Source organism: Streptomyces sp. NPDC020299, from assembly GCF_044387825.1.
Classification (GTDB): Bacteria; Actinomycetota; Actinomycetes; order Streptomycetales; family Streptomycetaceae; genus Streptomyces.
The window spans coordinates 355,316-374,240 of the sequence record NZ_JBIRWL010000008.1; the positions used below are offsets into that span (position 1 = coordinate 355,316).

The window sequence follows — 18,925 nt, forward strand, 5'->3', positions numbered from 1 at the left end:
TCAGGCGGCCTCGCCCCTGCCGGGGGGCTCGTCGTCCGGGAACGCGGCCGCGAACTCGTCGGCGTGCGTGGCGAAGAAGCGGCGGAACGTCTCCGCGCCCTCCTGAAGCGCGCGGTGCCGGGCGATGTCGGCCGCCGCCGCCTCGCGCACCAGGGCCTTCATCGACGTACCCCGCTCCTTGGCGATCCGCCGCAGGTCCTCTAGCTCGCGCTCACTGAACTCCACGTTGAGAGCTGGCATGCCCCAACGGTAGCGCGAGGGTACTCGGGCGTAAATAAACACAGCTCAGACGGCATACCCATCGGTACCTCCGGGAGTGGAGCACCAGGACACCAGGTCCGAATCCCGCCGGTTCGGCGCCGGCCGGGGCGACAGACTGGGACTCCGGGCGCACACGAAGGGAGCCGCCATGACCCTCACCCCCGACGGGGCCCGCCGTCGCGTGGCCGAAACGGACTGGGCCGTGCTCGCCGAGGAACTCGACGCGCTCGGCAGCGCGCCCACAGCCGGTCTGCTGACGCCCGCCGAGTGCCGTGACCTGGCCGCCCTGTACGAGAAACCGGAGCTGTTCCGGACCACCGTCGATCTGGCCCGGCACCGGTTCGGCTCCGGCGAGTACCGCTACTTCACGCACGACCTGCCCGCCCCGGTGGCCGCTCTGCGCGCCGCCCTCTATCCGCGGCTGCTGCCGATCGCCCGCGACTGGGCGGCCCGGCTGGACCGGCCCGCGCCCTGGCCCGACGACCTGGACGCATGGCTGGCCCGCTGCCACGCCGCCGGTCAGGACCGCTCGGCGCAGATCCTGCTGCGCTACGGCCCCGGCGACTGGAACGCCCTGCACCGCGACGTCTTCGGCGAACTGGTCTTCCCGCTCCAGGTCGTCGTCGCCCTCGACGAGTACGGCAGCGACTACACCGGCGGCGAGTTCCTGATGGTCGAGCAGCGGCCCCGCGCCCAGTCCCGGGGCTCCGCGACCGTCCTGCGCCAGGGCCACGGCCTGGTGTTCACCACCAGGGACCACCCGGTCCGCACCAGGCGCGGCTGGTCGGCCGGAGCGATGCGGCACGGCGTGAGCACCGTACGCTCCGGCCACCGCCGCACACTGGGGCTGGTCTTCCACGACGCCGCGTAGGCAGGCCGCCGGCGAGACCGCGGCCGACCTCGGGTCGGTTGCGCACGTCCCGTCGTCCGCCCGAAGGGCGGGCCCGGCGCCCGCCGCGACGGGGCCCCCGCACGAGTGTGTTCGAGCGTGGGCCCGGGCGCCGGGCGTCGCCGGGCTTGGGGGCCTCCCGGCCGAAGGCCGGGGGAGAAACTTTCGCAACAGGCCCCGGCTAGGGCCTGTCTGACAATTCCCGTCGTCCGCCCGAAGGGCGGGCCCCGCGGCGGCGATGGGGGTCCCCCCGCGCGAGCGCGTTCGAGCGTGGGGGAGCGTGCGATCGCAAGGCGCCGGAGCGCCCTCGCGGCGGAGCCACGTGGGTGGTTCGGCAACGCGGCATGGGGGTCCCCCCGCGCGAGCGAAGCCGAGCGTGGGGGAGTGCGTGCCAGACGCCGCGGGGCAGGCGGGAATTGTCAGACAGGCCCTAGACCTCCAGGCGGCTGATCCGCACCGCCCCCCGGGCCTCGCCCGGATGCGCGCTCGTCAGGGTCAGTCTGATGCGGGAGCCGCTCACCGGGGCGAAGGTGATCGCCGTCGGGGCGTCCGACGCGGTCGCCCACTCCACCGCCGCGTCCTCCACCGGGACGTAGGCCCGTCCGTTCCACACCGCCACCTCCACCGAGGCGGGCAGCGAGTGCGTCGAGTCCACGGTGAAGGAGGCCTCCACGCGGTCCAGGGTGCGGCCGCGCCCGAAGTCCACCGACACCCAGTCCTTCGCACGGGCCCCGTTGAAGGCGGGCAGCAGGGCGGTCGCCGACTTGGCGAAGGCGTTGGACCAGCCGGTGGCCGGGTCGCCGTCGAGCATCGCGGCCGGGAGGGTGTCGGGGCGGCCGGAGTAACTGGCGTCCGCGAGCGGGTGGTCCGAGGGCGCCGGGAGGTCGGGCCGGAAGCCGGGGGCGGGGGTACGGGCCACCGAGCGGGCGGCTTCGGTGCGCACCCGCACCGTTCCCTTGCGCAGGCCGTCCACCCGTGCCGTGACCTTGAGGGCGCCCGCCTCGGTGCCGGACCGCACGATGGCCAGGGCCTTGCCGTGGAACGCGGTGCGGGTGCTCGACTGATAGCGCTCGGCGCTCTCCTCACGGCCGTTGTCGAGCCCGGCGAGGGAGCCGCCGGCCACGTCGAAGGCGATGAGATGCCCGGCATCGGGCACGACCACCCCGTGCGCGTCGACGATGTCGGCGGTCACGAAGACCAGCGAACGCCCGTCGGCGGCGGTGGACTTGCGGTCGGCGGTCAGGCGGACCGCGTGCGGAGCACCGGCCGTGCGCAGCACATCGCTGGCGACCACCTTGCCGGCCCGCCGGGCCACCGCCCTCAGCTCGCCGGGCGCGTACGGCACCTTCCAGGCCAGGTGCAGCTTGCCCGCGCTGCCGTTGGGGCTGGTGTAACTGCCCGGGTAGGGGCCGCCGGTGAAGGTCTTGTCGTCGCCGGTGGCCTCGGTGGTCTCCAGGTAGGTGCGGCCGTCGGTGGTCGTCTTGGTGTCGAACTCCCGCACGCCCAGGGACTTTCCGTTGAGGAACAGCTCGACGGACGGCACGTTGGCGTACGCCCAGACCTCCACCGTGTCTCCCGGCTCGTGGTTCCAGGTCATCGGCAGCAGGTGCACCATCGGTTCGCTCACCCACTGGCTGCGGAACAGGTGGTACATGTCCTTCGGGAAGCCCGCGGTGTCGACCGCGCCGAAGAAGGACGCCTTGACCGGGAAGACGTCGTACGGGGTCGGCTCGCCGATGTAGTCGATGCCCGACCACAGGAACTGCCCGGCGAACCACTTGCGGTCCCGGTCCTTCTTGTGGCCGTACTCGCCGCTCATCGTCCAGGAGGCGAGGTTGTTGTCGTAGGAGGAGACGTCCCGCCTGCCCGGCGTGTGGTTCTCGCCGGTGTTGAGGTGCTCGGGCTCCTGGTAGCTGCCGCGCGTCGAGGTCTCGGACGAGGACTCCGACTCGAAGAGGAACAGCTTCGGGTACTTGGCGTGCAGGGCGTCCACCGACCTGGCGGTGTTGTAGTTGAGGCCGAGGCCGTCCAGCTTGGCCAGCATCAGGTCGGCCGCGGAGCCGGTGGCGGGCACGCCGTGGTACTTGTTGGAGCCGATGACGACCGGCCGGGTGCCGTCCGCCGCCTTGATCGCGCCGATGATCCGGTCCGCCATGGCGAGGCCCGCGGTGGAGGTGGAGTCCGGGATCTCGTTGCCGATCGACCACAGCACCACGGCGGGCGAGTTCCGGGCCGCGAGGACCATCTCGGTGGCGTCCTTCTCGCACCACTCGTCGAAGAACCGGCCGTAGTCGTACTTGGTCTTGCCGGTCCGCCAGCAGTCGAAGGCCTCCACCATCATCACGATGCCCAGCTCCTCGCAGACCTCGATCATCTGCGGCGAGGGCGGGTTGTGCGAGGTGCGGAAGGCGTTGACGCCCATCGACTTCATGATCGTCATCTGCCGGCGCACCGCGTCGACGCTGATCGCCGCGCCGAGGGCGCCCTGGTCGTGGTGGAGGTCGACGCCCTTGATCTTGGCGTGGGTGCCGTTGAGGGAGAAGCCCTCGTCCGGGTCGAAGCGGTAGCTGCGGATACCGAAGGGGGTGCGGCAGGTGTCGGTGGTGCGGCCGTCGACGCGGAGTTCGGTCACCAGGGTGTAGCGCTGCGGGGTGTCGAAGTCCCACAGGCGGGGCCGGGCGACGGTGAGCTCGTGTGTCTCGCTCGCCGTGCCGGAGACGGCCGCCGTGGAGGACGTACGGGCGACCTGGTGTCCGCCGGGGTCGAGGACCCGGGAGACGACCTGGACGTCCGTGCCGTCGCCGGTCTCGTTCACGACATCGGTCCGCACCCGCACGACGGCCCGCTCGGCGGTGATGTCCGGCGTGGTGACGTACGTGCCCCAGCGGGCCACGTGCACGGGGTCGGTCACCACCAGGCGGGCCTCGCGGTAGATGCCGCTGCCCGAGTACCAGCGGCTGCTGGGCAGCTGGTTCTGGACCTTGACCGCGATGACGTTCTCGGTGGTTCCGTCGGTGTGCACCAGGCCGGTCAGATCGAGGGCGAAGCCGGTGTAGCCGTACGGGTGACGGCCGGCCTGGGTGCCGTTGCAGTACACGTACGAGTCCATGTAGACGCCGTCGAACTCCACCGAGATCCGCTTGCCCGCACAGGCCGGCGGCAGGGTGAAGGCGAGGCGGTACCAGCCGAGGCCGCCGGGGAAGAAGCCGGTGCCGCTGGTCGTGCCGTGCTCGGTGGTCGGGGTCTGCTCGATGCTCCAGTCGTGGGGTACCGCGACCTCGCGCCAGGCGGAGTCGTCGTACCCCGGGTCGGCGGCGTTCGCGTACGCGCCGGTCGGGTCGGTGATGCCGCCCGGGTCGACCAGCGCGAAGCGCCAGCCGTCACGCAGGGGGACGGTACTGCGCCCCCCTGCGGCACCGAAGGTCTCGGCGGCACCGGACGCCTCGGCGGCCCGGGCGGCCGGTGCGCCGAGGAGCGCGCCGGCCGTCGGGGCCGCCGTGGCGGCGACCAGAACCGATCTGCGAGTGACCGTCATAGCGGACTCTCCCTCATCAGGACCCAGAAGTACTCACAACTGATCGTGAACGAACAGATTCTGACGTGGAGCCACACCTGCCCGTCAAGGGTGCGGGGCCGTACACCCGTCACGGGAGTCACTTCGGCGCAAAACGGCTCTTGACGGAGGTGCCACACGATGCCCAGGGCCCGCGTTCGCGCGGGAGAGGGACGCACTAGGCTGGAAGCCCAAAGTGACGCGCCTGTTCACTGTGAGTGTGCGCGATGGAGTGGCGACGATGAGTCCGGTGTACCCGTTCGACGACGCCGCGACGGCACGGGCTGTCGTCGACGACGCGGGCACGGTCGTCGAATGGAACGACGGGGCGCGTCGCCTGCTGGGCTGGGAAGCCGCGGACGTCGTGGGCCGTCCCGCCGTGAACCTGCTGGCCGGCCGGGTCGGACCCCGCTCCTTCACCCCGCAGGACGAGCGCTGGTCCGGGACCGTCACACTCTGCCACAGCAACGGCTCAGCGGTGTCCGTCTGGGTACTCGCCCACCACCGGCCGCCGGCGGGGGACGGCCTGGGCCACTGGCTCGTGGTCACGCCCCTGAAGGGCGACGGCCCGCGCTCCCCGGACGACCCGCTGGACCGGGCCGAACTCCTCCAGTCGCCCTGCGCCGTCGCCATCTACGACGACCGGCTGCGGCTGCGCCGGATGAACGACGCCATGGCCGACGTGCTGGGGCTGTCCGAGGAGAACGTGCGCGGGCTGCGGGTGCCCGAGATGAGCGGCCGGCCGCAGAGTCTGGACATCGAGCAGCATCTGCACCACGTGCTCACCAGCGGCCGCGGGGACGATGTCCGGACCTATCTGCCGATCGGCGGTGACGGCCACAGATACGCCTGGCTGGCCCGGATGGCGCCGATCACCGACGACACCGGGCGGGTACGCGGCGTGTGCGTGGCCGCGCACGACTTCTCCGAGCAGTACCTGGCACGGGAGCGGCTGCAGCTCGTCAACGAGGCGAGCGTACGCATCGGCAGCACGCTCGACGTCGTCCGTACGGCACAGGAGCTGGCGGACGTGTGCGTGCCCGCACTCGCCGACTTCGTCACCGTCGACCTGCTCGACCCCCAGGAGTTCGGCGGCGAGCTCCCCATCCTGCTCGCCGCGCCGGTCCGGCTGCGCCGGGTCGCCCACCGCTCCCTGCTGCCGGGCACCCCGGAGGCGGTGGCCGAGCCGGGCCAGTTCGACCTCTACCCCTCCCCCTCCCCACAGGCCGACTCGCTCGTGGCGGGCCGCCCGATCGTCGTCTCCATGCCCTCCGACGAGCTGGAGCGGTGGCTGACCTGGAACCCGGAGCGCGCCGAGCGGGTGCGGGAGTACGGCATCCACTCCTCGATGTCCGTGCCGATCCGGGCCCGCGGTCTGACCCTGGGGGTCGCGGTGTTCACCCGGCACCGGCGGCCCGAGGCGTTCACCGCGGACGACGTGCTGCTCGCCGAGGAGGTCACGGCCCGCGCCGCCGTCTGCATCGACAACGCCCGCCGCTACTCCCGCGAGCGCGAGACCGCCCTCGCCCTCCAGCGCAGCCTGCTGCCGCGCTCCCTGCCGCACACGGCCGCCCTGCGGGCCGCGTACCGCTATCTGCCCGCGGCGCGCGCCGGAGTGGGCGGCGACTGGTTCGACGTGATCCCGCTGTCCGGGATGCGGGTCGCCATGGTCGTCGGAGACGTCGTCGGCCACGGCATCCAGGCCTCGGCCACCATGGGCCGGCTGCGCACCGCGGTGCGCACCCTCGCCGACATCGACCTCGCCCCGGACGAGCTGCTCACCCACCTCGACGACCTGGTGCTCCGGCTGGCGGAGGAGTCCGGCGGCGAGGGCAGCGGCACCGGCGAGGTCGGCGCGACCTGCCTGTACGCCGTGTACGACCCGGTCTCCCGCCGCTGCACACTGGCCCGCGCCGGGCATCCCGCGCCCGTGCTGCTGCCGCCCGGCGGGGCGCCCCGGCAGATCGACCTGCCCGCCGGGCCGCCGCTCGGTCTCGGCGGGCTGCCCTTCGAGTCCACCGAGCTGGACCTGCCCGAGGGCAGCGTGCTCTCCCTCTACACCAACGGCCTCATCGAGTCCCGCGACCGGGACGGCGAGGCCGGCCACCGGCTGCTCGCCGAGACCCTGGCGGGCTGCGGGGACTCGCTGGAGGAGACCTGCGACCGGATCATGGGCGCCCTGCTCCCGGAAGGCGGCTCGGCCGACGACGTGGCGCTGCTGCTCGCCCGTACCCAGGGACTGCCGGCCTCCGAGGTGGCGACCTGGGACATCCCCGCCGACCCGGCCCTGGTCGCCGCGATCCGCAAGCAGGTCGTCCAGCAGCTGGACCACTGGTCGCTGAACGAGATCGGCTTCACCGCGGAACTGGTGGTCAGCGAACTGGTCACCAACGCCATCCGGTACGGCGCCCGTCCCATCCGGCTGCGGCTGATCCACGACGCGGCCACGCTGATCTGCGAGGTGTCCGACACCAACCACACCGCCCCGCACCTGCGGCGCGCCAAGACCTTCGACGAGGGCGGACGCGGACTGCTGCTCGTCGCCCAGCTCACCCAGCGCTGGGGCAGCCGGCACACCGCGGAGGGCAAGACGATCTGGGCGGAGCTGTCGCTCTACGAGGCGGACGTGTAGTACCACCCGTACCGGCGGTACCGGTGGCTCAGGACGCGGTCAGCCAGGGCCGCACCTGCTTGCGGGCCTCGTGCAGCCGGGACTTCAGGGTGCCCAGCGGGATGCCGACGCGCTCGGCGACCTCGGCGTACTCCAGCTGGCAGATGTCACGGTAGACCAGCGGCGCGACCAGGTGCGGGTGCTCCCGCTCCAGCCGGTCCAGCGCCTCCAGCAGGTCCACGCGGGAGCCCGCGATGACGCTCGTGGTGCGCGGATCGACGTACTCGGCGGGCTCGATGACGACGGGCTGCTCCGCTGCGCGCCGCTTCAGCTCGCGGTACTTCTGCCGGGCGCAGTTGGCGACGACGGTGTACAGCCAGGTGCTGAAGCGGCTGCGGCCCTCGAAGGTGGAGATCCGGCGGGCGATCTGGAGCAGCACGTCCTGCGCGGCCTCCTCCGCGTCCTCCCGGCAGGGCAGGAAGCGTCCGCAGCGCCGGACGATCTCGGGCCGGACCTCGGCCAGCAGCCGCTCCAGGGCCGCCGGGTCCCCCGCGGCGGCGCGCCGGGCTAGGTCTTCGGTCAGCGCCGCTTCGTACACCGCGGGTCCCCCTTCGAGTCGATCTGTGAGCAGGCATGATAGTCCTATGCACTCCCTCGAGCGGATCGGCCGCTACCGCCTGCAACGATGCCTGGGCTCCGGCGCGTTCGGCACGGTGTGGCTCGCCCACGACGACCAGCTCGAGGCCCCGGTGGCGGTCAAGGTCCTCGCCGAGAACTGGTCCCACCGCCTGGACGTGCGCGACCGGTTCCTGTCCGAGGCGCGGCTGCTGCGCAAGGCCGACTCCGGCCGGGTGGTGCAGGTCTACGACATCGGTGAACTGCCGGACGGCAGGACGTACTTCGTCATGGAGTACGCCGACGGGGGCACCCTCGCCGACCGGCTTGCGGGCGGCCCGCTGCCGGTGCCCGAGGCACTGCGGCTGACGGCGCTGGCCGCCCGGAGCGCGGCGGCCCTGCACGAGGCCGGGATCGTGCACCGGGACGTCAAGCCGAGCAATGTGCTGCTGCGCACCGCGCCGGACGGCAGCCGCCGGGTGCTGCTGGCCGATCTCGGGCTGGCCAAGAGCCTGGCGCAGGCCTCCGGGCTGACCCTGGCCGCCGGCTCTGCCGGGTACCAGCCGCCGGAACAGGCCGAGCCCGGGACGGGCATCGACGCCCGGGCCGACGTGTACGGCCTGGGCGCGGTCGGCTACGAGCTGATGACCGGCACGGTGCCGGGCCCGCCGGGCCGGGTCGTACCCCCGCGACGGCTGCGTCCGGACCTCGCCGACGAGGTGCAGCGCGCCCTGATGCGGGCGCTGGAGCCGGACCGGGAGCGGCGCTGGCCCGGCGCGGAGGCGTTCGCCGACGAGCTGGACCGGCTGGCCGCGCGGGTGTCCGTGCCACCTCGCCGACGCCGGCTCGACGGCGTGCGCGGGCGGATCGGCGTCCTGACGCTCTCGGTCGCCGCGGTGCTCGCCGCCGCGGTCGCCGCCGGCACGGTGACGCTGCTGCACCAGCGCTCCGCGTCGGACTCCCCGGCCGACGTGGTGCGGGTGAAGGACTCCACGGGCCGGATCGTGGCCGAGGTGCCCCCCGGCTGGGGCCGGCAGCTGCGCGACGCCGGCTGGGATCCCAAGGATCTCGGTCTGCCCTCCGGGCACGAGCCGGGACTCGCGGTCGCCGACGACCTCGCGAAGTGGCCCGATCTGGACGCGGACGTGGACGGCCTGTTCGTCGGCCTGAGCGAGCACGGCGACGTCACGGCGAAGGTGAACGCCCTCGCCCACAGCGGCTGCCACTACGACGGTGGCCGCGCCTACACCGGCACGGCCTGGCAGGGCCGGGTCCGCAGCTGGAGCGGGTGCCCGGGCGGCGGCTCGATCAGCGAGAGCGCGCTGCGCCCGGCGAGCGGCAAGGCCGAGCCCCAGCTGTACGTACAGATACGCCGGACCGACAGCAGCGGCGCCACCGGCGCCACGGACCGCATACTCCGCTCCCTGCGGGTCACCTGACGGGTGGAGAACGGGGAAGAAAACGGGTGAAAAAAGCGCGTCGACCGCGAACTTCTCCCGCGGAGCGCGCATCGGACTGTCATGACGGCGCACGAGGCGCCGAGGGCACGCGGCCCCACGGCGTGTGCCATGAGCAGCAGGAGTGTGGAGACATGGCGTACACGTCCCAGTCCTTGCGTCGAGCGGCCGTGCTCGGGAGCGCGGTCGCCGTGCTGGGGCTGCTGAGCGCCTGCGGCAACGACACCGGGAACGGGTCGCCGCAGAAGGTTCCGGGCAACGCCTCGCCCGCGTCGGACGGGCCGACGGGTGCGACGGACACGGCGGGCGGCAACTCCCCGGCATCACCGGGCGCCGCCGCCACGAGCGGTACGCCGTCCGCGCCGAAGCCGACCGGCAAGACGGGTACGGGCGGCGACGGCACGGTGGACTCCGCCGCGAGCGCCCGCTGCCACACCTCCGAGCTGAGCGCCGCGGTGGGCCGCAACGACCCGGGCGCCGGCCAGGAGAACTTCCCCGTCGTGCTCACCAACAAGTCCGGCCGGACCTGCACGCTGCACGGCTATCCCGGCGCCGCCTTCGAGGACGCCTCGGGCGCCCAGCTCGGCCCGGACCCCAAGCGTTCCTCGGGCAAGGCCACCACGGTCACGCTGAAGCCCGGCGGAAGCGCCTGGGCGGGCCTGACCTTCTCCAATCCGGAGGTCAGCGGCGCGAAGACGGCGTCCCCCGCCGCGCTCGTGGTCACCCCGCCGGACGAGCGGGACCAGCTGAAGGTGAAGTGGACGGCCGGCCCGGTACCGGTGTCCGGCAACTCCTCGTCCGTCTTCCTGACCGTCGTCAGCCCCGGCACGGGCCCCTGACCCCCCTCTCCCCTCCCTGATCCGGACCCCGCTGCCGCCACCCCCCGGGCAGCGGGGTTCTTCATGGCCGCGTCCCGACTGTCACAGGACGGAAACAGGCGCCGCCGGCCCCGATCTTTCCGCCGTGGGCGCCCATCACACCCCTCGACCGCACAGCGAGAAGGCCCCGACGGGGCCGTGACGAGGGAATCGGGGACGAGACATGAGCGGCATCTCACGCAGGCGTCTCATGACCGCGGGAGCGACGGCGGGCGCGCTGGGCGCCCTGTCCGCCTGCTCGGCCGGAGGGCTGTCCGTGGGCGGCGGCTCCGGGAGCGGCGGCTCCGGGAGCGGCCGGAGCACGGCGCAGGCCCGGCCGGTGAAGAAGATCGGCGACGGTTCCACCGCGGACACCGGGGCGCAGCCGCACCAGCCGAAGGCGACGCGGATGAAGGCGGGGACCAAGCCGCCGCAGTTCGTGGTGTTCTCCTGGGACGGTGCGGGCGAACTGAGCAACGGGCTGTTCTCCCGGTTCCGCAAGGTGGCCGCCGACCACGGCGCCAAGATGACCTTCTTCCTCAGCGGCATCTACACGCTGCCCGAGTCCAAGAAGCACCTCTACCACCCGCCGCAGCACCCGGTCGGCGCGTCCGCGATCGGCTATCTCGCCGACCGGCACATCCACGCCACGATCCAGCAGGTGCGCTCCGCCTGGCTGGAGGGCCACGAGATCGGCACGCACTTCAACGGGCACTTCTGCGGCGCGGACGGGGTGCGCAACTGGTCGAGCGCAGAGTGGCGCAGCGAGATCGACCAGGCGGTCCGCTTCGTCACCGAGTGGAAGACCAACACCGGCTTCACCGACCTCGACCCGCTGCCCTTCGACTACCGCAAGGAGCTGATCGGCGGCCGCACCCCGTGCCTGGAGGGCCAGACCGCACTGCTGCCCACGGCGGCGGCACTGGGCTGGAAGTACGACGCCAGTTCCCCCGGCGGGCTGCAGATCTGGCCGGGCAAGGTACAGGGCGGCCGGATCTGGGACTTCCCGTTGCAGTCCATACCGTTCTCCGGCCACTCCTTCCAGGTCCTCTCGATGGACTACAACATGATGTTCAACCAGTCCGCCGGGAACCCCCTGGGCGACCGCTCCCAGTACGAGGCCTGGCGCACCCAGGCCCGTGACACCTATGTGGCGGGCTTCCACCGCGCCTACACCACCAACCGCGCTCCCATGTTCATCGGCAACCACTTCGAGCGCTGGAACGGCGGCATCTACATGGACGCCGTCGAGGAGGCCGTCGGACGGATGGCCGAGTACGACGACGTGCGCTTCGTCTCCTTCAAGCAGCTCGTGGCGTGGCTCGAGGCGCAGGACCCGGCCGTGCTGCGCAAGCTGCGCACGCTGAGCCCGGGGCAGTCCCCGATCGGCGGCTGGGAGGAGTTCCTCGGCGCAGCGGGCACGCCGTCGGCGTAGCGCTCTCACCTTCGTCTGTTTTCATGGGGCGCGCACCTGTCGATCACCTCGCGGAGGGCCGTCCCCTGAACACCCCGCTGGCCGAGGCCCTGTCCGTCGTCCTGCTCGTCGCCGTGCTCGCCTGGGCCGTCGTGCGGCCCTTCGGATGGCCCGAGGCGGTGCTGGCCGTTCCCGCCGCCGGGATCGCCGTCGCCACCGGCGCGATCTCCCTGGACCACGCCCGGGCCGAGGCGGAGCGGCTGGGCCCGGTGGTCGGGTTCCTGGCGGCGGTGCTGGTGCTCGCGCACTTCTGCGATGTCGAGGGGCTGTTCGAGGCCTGCGGGGCGTGGATGGGCCGGCGCGCGGGCGGGCGGCCGGTGCGGCTGCTGACGGCGGTGTTCGCGCTGGCGTCGGTGATCACGGCCGTGCTCAGTCTGGACGCGACGGTGGTGCTGCTGACGCCGGTGGTGTTCGCCACCGCCGCCCGCACCGGGGTACGGCCCAAACCGCACGTCTACGCCTGCACCCATCTGTCGAACACGGCGTCGCTGCTGCTGCCGGTGTCCAATCTGACCAACCTGCTGGCGTTCGCGGCGAGCGGGCTGAGCTTCACGCGGTTCGCCGCGCTGATGGCGTTGCCGTGGCTGGTGGCGGTCGGCGCCGAGTACGCGGTGTTCCGGCGGTTCTTCGCCCGCGACCTGTCGGCGGCGGCCCCGGGACCGCGGGGGGCCGCCGAGCAGCCCGGGCTGCCGCTGTTCGCGCTGGTGACCGTGGTCTGCACGCTGGCGGGGTTCGTGGTGGCGTCCGCGGCCGGCGTCGACCCGGCGTGGGCGGCGACGGCGGGGGCGCTGGTGCTCGCCGGGCGGGCCCTGCTGCGGGGGCGGGCGACGCCCATGACGGTGGTGCGGGCGGCGGCCCCCGGGTTTCTGGCCTTCGTGCTGGCGCTGGGCATCGTGGTGCGGGCGGTGGTGGACAACGGGCTCGCCGACGCCCTCGGTCATGTCCTGCCCGGCGGTACGGGGCTGCCGGCGCTGCTGGGCATCGCCGCGCTGGCCGCCGTACTGGCCAATCTGATCAACAATCTGCCCGCCGTACTGGTCCTGCTGCCGCTGACCGCACCGGCCGGGCCGGGTGCGGTGCTGGCGGTGCTGCTCGGGGTGAACATCGGCCCGAACCTGACGTACGCGGGGTCGCTGGCGACGCTGCTGTGGCGGCGGATCGTGCACCAGCACGAACACGAGGTGGATCTCGGGGAGTTCACCCGGCTGGGGCTGTTCGCCGTGCCGTCGGCGCTCACCCTGGCCGTGGTGGCACTGTGGGGTTCGCTGCAGGTGGTGTGAGCCGGATGGTGTGAGACAAGTCTTGTGAGACAAGTCTTGTGAGACAGGTCGTGCGCGACCGAGGGAGGCCGACCGAATGCGTGTGATCGTGTGGCTGGTGGAAGGCACCTGGCCCGCCTGCGTGGACGCCGTGCACGCCCACGCCCCCACGGCGTCCGACGTGGTCCTGCTGCATGTCAGCGGGCCGGACGTGCCGGGCCTCGCGCACGGCGCCTTCGCCGGGCTGCTCGGCCGCGGACGCCCCGACCGGGACCCCGGCACCCGGCTGGAGGACCTCGGCGGCAGTTCGGCGGCCGAACTCCTCGACGCGGCGGCCGAGCGGCTGGGGCGGCCCTGCGCCCGGCTGGAGCGGTCCGGGCGGGTCGAGCGGGAGGTGGTGGCCGCCTGCGAGGGCGCCGGTCTGCTGGTACTGGCCCGCGACGGCGACCGGGCCCGGCTCGGCCCGCACAGCCTCGGTCCCGCCGCCCGCTTCGTCGTCGACCACGCCCCCTGCCCGGTGCTGCTGGTGTGGCCGGAGGCGGCGCCCGGCCTGACGACGATGCCGCCTCCCCCACCGCCGCACCACCGCTAAGGCCCGTTCGCCACCAGCCCGGGCCGGCCGCTCAGTGTCCGCCGTGTCCCGAGCCGTAACCGCCGTAACCGCCATGGCCCCATCCGCCGCCGCCGTACTGGCCGTTCCCGTCCCAGTCGCAGTAGTACGGGTTGTACGCGCACATGTCGGTGGAGCCGGTGCTCGACGGCGTCGGCCGGGCGCTCGACGGGGTCGCGGACGGGGTGGGTTCCGGCGACGGGGTCCTCGGCGCGGACTTGGGCGCGGCCGGGGCCGGGGTCGGGGAGGTGGTCAGCGGGGTGCTGTCGGCGTCCCAGTTGACGTTCTGCATCTGCAGGTCCGTCTTGGAGGTGTCCATGGCCCAGCGCTGCACGTCGCTGTCCGCGCGGGTCTTGACCACGAGGGCGCCGGCGCCGTCGGTGGCGGCGGGGGCGAGCGCCAGGTCCTGCTGCCCGCGCGGCACCAGGGCGCCCTGGAGGGTGAAGTCGTAGCGGAGGTTCGTGCCCGTCGCGGCCGTGCACGGGGCGAGCTGGACCGAGTAGCCGAGGTGGGAGTCGAGGCACAGGCCGGGGTCGGCGTCGTTGCGCAGCAGTCCGTCGGTGTCGTACGTCCACTGCTGGCTCGCCGCGGAGGAGCAGGTGGTGAGTTCGGTCTCGGCGCCCTTGACGGCTTTCTTGCCGACGATGCCGACGCAGAGCCCGGAGGCGATGTTGTGCAGCCGGCCGCGCAGGGCGCCCTTGGCGGTCTGGCCGGACCCGACCCAGGACGGGTTGGTGGTCGCGGAGCCGGAGTTGGGCTTGCCCGCGTCCTTGCCACTCGCGACGGGAGCGGCGCCGTCGCCGGAGCCGAGCACCGTCCACAGCACCAGCGGCAGCACGACCAGACCGCTCACCGTCGCCACGGCCACGGCGAGGTTGCGGCGCCGGACCCGGCGGGCCGCCCGCAGCGCGGAACGGCGGTTGGCGGAACGCGCGGACGGGCCGGGCGTGTCGGGGCCGGAGGCGGCCTCGGCGGTGGCGGCGGCGGGTTCCGTCCCGGGCGCGGACGCGCGAGAGGCCGTACGGCGCCGGGAGCGGGGCCCGGACCGGCCGGACCCGGCCGCGGGCTCGGCGCGGCGCGCGGAACGAGAGGCGGCGGCGCGCGGTTGACGCGGTTCGGTGCCGGGCGCGGGCGGGGCGGGCGCGAAGCCCTGGCCTGCCGCGGGAGCGGCCCCCGGGGCCGCGAGGTGCTCGCCGCCCGCGAGGCCCGGTGCCGGGGCGGGGAAGGGATCGCCGGCCACGGGTCCGGGCGCGGGATCGGTGAACGACTCACCGCCGGCGAACGCGGGGGCGGGGCCGGTGAAGGCCTCTTCGCCCGTGAGTCCGGCCGCGATGGCGGCCGCGTGCGCGCTCCCGGCCGGTCCGGCGCCGGGTACCGGCTCGGCGGTCCGCTCGGCGGAGGCCGCCCGGGCTTCCACATAGGCCGCGGCGCCCCAGCCGAGCACCGCCTCGGCCAGCGCGAGGCCGAGCCCGGTGTTGAACCGGTCCAGTTGGTCGGCGGTGTGCCGGCAGTGCCGGCAGCCGTTCAGGTGCTGCTGGAGGTCGGGGTCGACGTCGACGCCGGCCCGCCGGTAGGTCACGTCGAGCATCCGGCTGTAGCGCAGGCAGTCGTCCTGCTCGGAGAGTTCGCGGTGGGCCTGGAGGCACTCGTCGCGCAGCCGCTCCCGGGCGCGCCGGAGTTCCACGCGGGCGCCTTCCTCGTCGAGGCCGAGCAGTCCGGCGGGTATCTCGAGGGGCTCGGACTCGACCTCGGCGTGCCACAGCACGGCGCGGGCGGACTGGGGCAGCCGCTGGAACGCGCGGGAGATGAGGCGCCGGTGCGCGGGCGGCACCAGCCGGGCCGCCGCGCGGTCGCCGTCGCCGGTGCCGGGGCGCAGGCCGGGGTGGAGGAGTTCCTGCCTTCCGTCGTTGTCCCACTCCGCCGCGATGCGGCGCACGGTGACCAGGAGCTGGGGCCGCCAGGCGGAGGTGGGCCCCGCCTGTCTGAGTGAGGCGCCGAAGAGCCGGGTGAAGGCCGCCGTGGTGAGCATGCCGGCCGCGCGCGGTCCGTCGGTGCACAGCCGGGCGTAGGCGAAGGCCGCTTCCCAGTGCCGGTCGAGGAGTTCACCGACGGGGTGCAGCGCGGGTGTCGCTCCTGTCCACTTCTTCAGCTCCGCGCTCAGCTGTTCGTCCGGGATGTCGAACGGCCGGGACGGGGTGGGGGAATTCGACAGGCCTGCGTCATTCACGGCTGCATTCCTCCAAGACGCAACACAAGATTCCATCCATACCAAGGGGGGTATGCTATCCGGCCCTGCAACGCGCCCGGGACGCCCGTACGGCATTCGGCACCTCGAACGTCCGCCTTGGGCAGCTCTTTTGAAGCGTGGGGGGCGTACGGGAGCGGCTTCGCACCCGCGGAGTGCGAGACACGGAATTGTCCGCTCGCCGACAGGGCACACCTTCGCACAGGCCAGCGGGGCGGAACAAGGGACCCCCGGGTTTTACGCACAGCCCGCCCGTCCGGGGATTTTGACGAATTGTCAACAGGGGTCTTTTCCGGCTTCTCCCCCTGCCGGCACGGTAATTGCCCGGTACGTGCCCGGCGGGACCCCGTACCGCTCCCGGAACACCCGGTTGAAGTGGAAGGGGCTGGGAAATCCGGAGGCGGCGGCCACCCGCTCCACGGTCAGGTCGGTGCCCTCCAGCAGGCGGGCGGCCTGGCGCAGCCGCGCCTCGCGCAGTGCCCGCATCGGCGACCGGCCGGTCTGCCGGGTGAACAGATGGGCGAATCGGGAGGGGGAGAGCGCGACGCTCGCGGCGAGCGAGCGGACGGTGTGCCCGGCGGCGGGGTCGGCGGCGATCAGTTCCTCGGCGCGCAGGATCCGGGCGTCGGTTCCCGGCGGCGGCGCCGCCGCGCGCGCTCCGGCCGCCGCGAGCAGCACGACCTCCTCCAGCGCGCACAGCGCCAGTTCCCGCGCCGTGCTGTCGTGGGCGACGGCGACGGGCCCGTCCCCGGGCCCGGTGGCGGGCGGCGCCGTGCCGCCGGGCCCGCGGGCGTCGGCGAGCATGCGAGCGAAGGCCCGGCCGGCCCGGTCGCGCAGCTCGGTGGGGACGGTGGCGACGTACATCCCGTCGGCGACCGCGTACGGTCCGAGCCAGGCCGCCCAGGACGGCCGGGCCCGGCAGTGCGCCCACCAGAACCGCCAGTGCCGGGCGCCGGGCGCGACGCCGTAGCGCTGCCGGACGCCGGGGCCGAGCACCACCAGGTCCCCCGCGCCGGGCCGTGCCCCGGCCGTCCCCTGCCGCACCATGCCCTGCCCGCCCGTCGTCCAGGTGAACAGCCAGCTCGCCGCGCCCTCGGGCCGGTGGACGCCATACCCCGGTGCCCGGTCGAAGAGGCCGGTCACCACCAGGCCCGGCGAGGGGTCGGCGAGAGCGGCAGTCACAGGCAGTCCCTCAGTGGTCATGGGCATCCTCCGGTCGGGCGCACCGGCCTAGCGTGACGCGTGATGACCGGATGGGGGAAGGAGCAGCCATGACAGCCATGGACAACACGGCGCCCGGCGCGCCCGATGCCGCGCGGCAGTGGGCCGGGGAGTTCGAGGAGACGGGTTACACCGTCGTGCGCGGTCTGTTCGGGTACGACGAGATCGACCGGCTGTGCGACGGGTTCGCGGCGCTGCACGCGGCCGGTCCGGTGCCCGGGCACTTCGAGCCCCGGACGCCGGTACCGGGTGACGGCCCGGCCGATCCGCTGCACGCGTACCCGAGGGTCATGCACCCGCACGAGATCAGCGGCCTCGCGCGGGACTTCCTGCTCGACGCCCGGCTGCGCACGGTCCTTCAGGCGCTGCTCGGGGAGGAGGTGCTGGCCGCGCAGAGCATGTTCTACTTCAAGCCGCCGGGTGCCCGGGGCCAAGCGCTGCACCAGGACAACTTCTATCTGCGGGTGGAGCCGGGGACGTGTGTGGCCGCGTGGGTGGCCTGCGATGTGATCGACCGGGACAACGGCGGGCTCGAAGTGGTCCCGGGCACACACCGGATGGACCTGTTCTGCCCCGAGGAGGCGGACGCCGGACAGTCCTTCGCCCGGGAGTACGTGCCGCCGCCGCCCGGTCTGAGCGCCGTACCCGTGGACATGGCACCCGGCGACGTGCTGTTCTTCAACGGCAGCCTGGTCCACGGCTCGTCGCCCAACCGCAGCGCCGGCCGTTTCCGCCGTTCCTTCATCGCGCACTACGTGGGGCGCTCGGCCGAGCGGATCGGCGAGCACTACCGGACGCTGTCCATGTCCGGCGACCGGGTGCCGCTGGCACTCAGCGAGGGGGCCGGTCCGTGCGGCACGGAGTTCCCACCGCACGGACCCCACTGACCCTCGGTACCGGCCGTCAGTGCCCGCTGATGGCGTGCGGCGCGTAGGGCGCCCGGAGCTCTTCGATCTCCTTGTCGCTCAGTTCGAGTTCCACGGCGGCCACCGCGTCCTCGATGTGCCGCGGCTGGGCGGCGCCGACGATCGGCGCGGCGACCGTGTCCTGGTACAGCAGCCAGGCGAGGGCGACCTGGGCGCGCGGGACGCCCCGGTCGCCCGCGATGCGGGTGACGGCCTCGACGATCGACCGGTCGCTCTCCAGGTACAGCCTGCCGCCGAAGTCGTCGGCGGCGCTGCGCTCGGTGGTGGTCCCCCAGTCGCGGGTGAGGCGGCCGCGGGCGAGCGGGCTCCAGGGCAGTACGCCCACCCCCTGGTCGGCGCAGAGCGGCAGCATCTCCCGCTCCTCCTCGCGGTAGAGGAGGTTGTAGTGGTTCTGCATGGACACGAACCTGGTCCAGCCGTGCCGCTCGGCCGTGTACTGCGCTTTGGAGAACTCCCAGGCGTACATCGAACTGGCCCCGATGTAGCGGACCTTGCCCGCCTTGACCAGGTCGTGCAGCGCCTCCATCGTCTCCTCGACGGGCGTGTGGTGGTCGTAGCGGTGGATCTGGTAGAGGTCGACGTAGTCGGTACCGAGGCGGCGCAGGCTGTGGTCGATCTCCGTCATGATCGCCTTGCGGGACAGTCCGGCCCCGTTGGGGCCGGGCCGCATCCGGCCGTTCACCTTGGTGGCCAGGACGATCTCGTCACGGTTGGCGAAGTCCCCGAGCGCCCGTCCGACGATCTCCTCGCTGGTGCCGTCGGAGTAGACGTTGGCCGTGTCGAAGAAGTTGATGCCCGCCTCCAGCGCCTGCCGGATCAGCGGCCGTGACGCCTCCTCGTCGAGGGTCCACTCGTGGACACCGCGGTCGGGCAGGCCGTAGGTCATGCAGCCCAGACAGATCCGCGAGACGTCCAGGCCCGTCGAACCGAGCTTCCCGTACTGCATC

General features: G+C 73.3%; 14 protein-coding genes. 8 read left to right on the plus strand and 6 right to left on the minus strand.

Going from position 1 to position 18,925, the window contains the following annotated elements; genetic code table 11:
* Entirely contained in the window at window positions 1-240 is a 240-nt protein-coding gene (locus tag ACH45E_RS22625; protein WP_361445826.1) for a hypothetical protein, read from the minus strand.
* Between the two features lie 169 nt (window positions 241-409).
* Here ACH45E_RS22625 and ACH45E_RS22630 point away from each other — a divergent pair, with 169 nt between their 5' ends.
* Entirely contained in the window at window positions 410-1,132 is a 723-nt protein-coding gene (locus tag ACH45E_RS22630) for a 2OG-Fe(II) oxygenase (protein WP_361445829.1), read from the plus strand.
* 448 nt (window positions 1,133-1,580) lie between these two features.
* On the opposite strand, the gene ACH45E_RS22635 is transcribed toward ACH45E_RS22630, so the two are convergent.
* On the minus strand, window positions 1,581-4,685 hold the full coding sequence (locus ACH45E_RS22635; RefSeq protein ID WP_361456381.1) for a glycoside hydrolase family 2 TIM barrel-domain containing protein: 3,105 nt from the start codon (window positions 4,683-4,685) through the stop codon (window positions 1,581-1,583).
* A 259-nt stretch (window positions 4,686-4,944) separates the two neighbouring features.
* On the opposite strand from ACH45E_RS22635, the gene ACH45E_RS22640 reads away from it, so the two are divergent.
* Window positions 4,945-7,335: a SpoIIE family protein phosphatase gene (locus tag ACH45E_RS22640; RefSeq protein ID WP_361456384.1), complete on the plus strand. Its 2,391-nt coding sequence runs from the start codon at window positions 4,945-4,947 to the stop codon at window positions 7,333-7,335.
* 28 nt (window positions 7,336-7,363) lie between these two features.
* Here ACH45E_RS22640 and ACH45E_RS22645 read toward each other — a convergent pair whose 3' ends face one another.
* On the minus strand, window positions 7,364-7,912 hold the full coding sequence (locus tag ACH45E_RS22645; RefSeq protein WP_361456387.1) for an RNA polymerase sigma factor: 549 nt from the start codon (window positions 7,910-7,912) through the stop codon (window positions 7,364-7,366).
* 46 nt (window positions 7,913-7,958) lie between these two features.
* On the opposite strand from ACH45E_RS22645, the gene ACH45E_RS22650 reads away from it, so the two are divergent.
* The 5 genes from ACH45E_RS22650 to ACH45E_RS22670 all read left to right on the plus strand — a co-directional run bounded on the left by ACH45E_RS22650 (window position 7,959) and on the right by ACH45E_RS22670 (window position 13,568).
* Window positions 7,959-9,368 carry a serine/threonine-protein kinase gene (locus tag ACH45E_RS22650; protein ID WP_361456390.1) on the plus strand — a complete coding sequence of 470 codons (1,410 nt, stop codon included), beginning with the start codon at window positions 7,959-7,961 and terminating at the stop codon, window positions 9,366-9,368.
* A 152-nt stretch (window positions 9,369-9,520) separates the two neighbouring features.
* Entirely contained in the window at window positions 9,521-10,225 is a 705-nt protein-coding gene (locus ACH45E_RS22655; protein ID WP_361456393.1) for a DUF4232 domain-containing protein, read from the plus strand.
* 202 nt (window positions 10,226-10,427) lie between these two features.
* Entirely contained in the window at window positions 10,428-11,678 is a 1,251-nt protein-coding gene (locus ACH45E_RS22660) for a hypothetical protein (protein WP_361456396.1), read from the plus strand.
* Between the two features lie 23 nt (window positions 11,679-11,701).
* Window positions 11,702-12,997 (plus strand): arsenic transporter, encoded by a 1,296-nt coding sequence (locus ACH45E_RS22665; protein ID WP_361456399.1) that lies wholly within the window; start codon window positions 11,702-11,704, stop codon window positions 12,995-12,997.
* A gap of 76 nt (window positions 12,998-13,073) precedes the next feature.
* Window positions 13,074-13,568, plus strand: a complete 495-nt coding sequence (locus ACH45E_RS22670) for a universal stress protein (RefSeq protein WP_361456402.1) — start codon at window positions 13,074-13,076, stop codon at window positions 13,566-13,568.
* Window positions 13,569-13,599: 31 nt separating this feature from the next.
* Here ACH45E_RS22670 and ACH45E_RS22675 read toward each other — a convergent pair whose 3' ends face one another.
* Both ACH45E_RS22675 and ACH45E_RS22680 read right to left on the minus strand, forming a co-directional pair.
* A complete protein-coding gene (locus tag ACH45E_RS22675) occupies window positions 13,600-15,813 on the minus strand; it encodes an RICIN domain-containing protein (protein ID WP_361456405.1) in 2,214 nt (737 codons plus the stop codon).
* Between the two features lie 294 nt (window positions 15,814-16,107).
* Window positions 16,108-17,034, minus strand: coding sequence for a helix-turn-helix domain-containing protein (locus tag ACH45E_RS22680; protein WP_361456408.1), 927 nt, complete (start codon window positions 17,032-17,034; stop codon window positions 16,108-16,110).
* A 68-nt stretch (window positions 17,035-17,102) separates the two neighbouring features.
* On the opposite strand from ACH45E_RS22680, the gene ACH45E_RS22685 reads away from it, so the two are divergent.
* Window positions 17,103-17,939, plus strand: a complete 837-nt coding sequence (locus tag ACH45E_RS22685) for a phytanoyl-CoA dioxygenase family protein (RefSeq protein WP_361456411.1) — start codon at window positions 17,103-17,105, stop codon at window positions 17,937-17,939.
* 16 nt (window positions 17,940-17,955) lie between these two features.
* On the opposite strand, the gene ACH45E_RS22690 is transcribed toward ACH45E_RS22685, so the two are convergent.
* A complete protein-coding gene (locus ACH45E_RS22690; protein ID WP_361456414.1) occupies window positions 17,956-18,924 on the minus strand; it encodes an aldo/keto reductase in 969 nt (322 codons plus the stop codon).
* Between the last annotated feature and the right edge of the window lies 1 nt (window position 18,925).

Excerpts from the sequence above, each read along its gene's own strand:
- ACH45E_RS22625 (WP_361445826.1), bottom strand. The coding sequence starts at position 240 with ATGCCAGCTCTCAACGTGGAGTTCAGTGAGCGCGAGCTAGAGGACCTG.
- ACH45E_RS22630 (WP_361445829.1), top strand. The coding sequence starts at position 410 with ATGACCCTCACCCCCGACGGGGCCCGCCGTCGCGTGGCCGAAACGGAC.
- ACH45E_RS22635 (WP_361456381.1), bottom strand. The coding sequence starts at position 4,685 with ATGACGGTCACTCGCAGATCGGTTCTGGTCGCCGCCACGGCGGCCCCG.
- ACH45E_RS22640 (WP_361456384.1), top strand. The coding sequence starts at position 4,945 with ATGAGTCCGGTGTACCCGTTCGACGACGCCGCGACGGCACGGGCTGTC.
- ACH45E_RS22650 (WP_361456390.1), top strand. The coding sequence starts at position 7,959 with ATGCACTCCCTCGAGCGGATCGGCCGCTACCGCCTGCAACGATGCCTG.
- ACH45E_RS22655 (WP_361456393.1), top strand. The coding sequence starts at position 9,521 with ATGGCGTACACGTCCCAGTCCTTGCGTCGAGCGGCCGTGCTCGGGAGC.
- ACH45E_RS22660 (WP_361456396.1), top strand. The coding sequence starts at position 10,428 with ATGAGCGGCATCTCACGCAGGCGTCTCATGACCGCGGGAGCGACGGCG.
- ACH45E_RS22665 (WP_361456399.1), top strand. The coding sequence starts at position 11,702 with ATGGGGCGCGCACCTGTCGATCACCTCGCGGAGGGCCGTCCCCTGAAC.
- ACH45E_RS22670 (WP_361456402.1), top strand. The coding sequence starts at position 13,074 with ATGCGTGTGATCGTGTGGCTGGTGGAAGGCACCTGGCCCGCCTGCGTG.
- ACH45E_RS22680 (WP_361456408.1), bottom strand. The coding sequence starts at position 17,034 with ATGACCACTGAGGGACTGCCTGTGACTGCCGCTCTCGCCGACCCCTCG.
- ACH45E_RS22685 (WP_361456411.1), top strand. The coding sequence starts at position 17,103 with ATGACAGCCATGGACAACACGGCGCCCGGCGCGCCCGATGCCGCGCGG.
- ACH45E_RS22690 (WP_361456414.1), bottom strand. The coding sequence starts at position 18,924 with ATGCAGTACGGGAAGCTCGGTTCGACGGGCCTGGACGTCTCGCGGATC.